The organism is Psychrobacter sp. 1U2, from assembly GCF_051847575.1.
Window position 1 is genome coordinate 1 of record NZ_JBPYDC010000851.1, and the last position, 804, is coordinate 804.

Genomic DNA, 804 nt, shown 5'->3' on the forward strand with positions numbered 1-804 from the left:
GTTGCCACGTAACTGCTCGATAACTACTTTTAACTTATCAGCAGTCACCCCTGCACTCTCAAATATCTTTTTGGTCTCGCCCTGTTCAGCCAGTGCCAATATGACCCATTCAGTAGCAATAAAATCATCACCCGCTTTTTGCGCTTGACGATCTGCAAGATTTAGAATTTTGACCGAGTTTGGATTTAGATTGACATCTCCTGTCGGCTCGCTAATTTTGGCTTGATTGTCTAACGCTTTTGCTACACCATTTTTTAGTGCAGGAATAGAGGCACCTGCCTGCTGACAGATAGACAAATTGGACTCATCCTGCAGCAGTACGGCAAGCAAATGCACTGGATCGATACCAGTATTATCACGTCCTAACGCTAGGCTTTGCGCCTCTTGAATGGCGGCTTGCAGCTTTTGCGTAAACTTCTCAAATCTCATAGTATTATCCTTTTATAATTCATATTTTTAACAGTTTTTATAATGGGCTTATAATATGGCCCTTCTGTTTGTCTGCTATGTATATGCGGGATATCGGATTGTATTTCAACTAAATATATTTAGTGTCAACACCAGATAATGACTTATTGGTAATAGTGCTCACATATACCAACTACAATGGCTTTGTTTTAAACCTTGCCAGTAGTAATGATATTACTTATAGGCTATCAATTGGTGTGTTGTATAGCTATTTCAAGAGAAGAATATGGTAAGAAGAAATTATAAAATCTACGGCTCTAGAGGCTGTTAACACAAAAAAGCCCAAAGCGTTGATTTAACCAATGCGCTGGGCTCTTTCTGTATTAACTTAACATT

The 804-nt window shown here is 38.9% G+C and carries 1 protein-coding gene; it reads right to left on the minus strand.

What is annotated here, in order from left to right; genetic code table 11:
- Window positions 1-429, minus strand: a 429-nt coding sequence (locus tag ACS8FD_RS19120; protein ID WP_439277022.1) for a Clp protease N-terminal domain-containing protein, incomplete at its 3' end; no start/stop codon positions are given.
- Window positions 430-804: the final 375 nt, after the last annotated feature.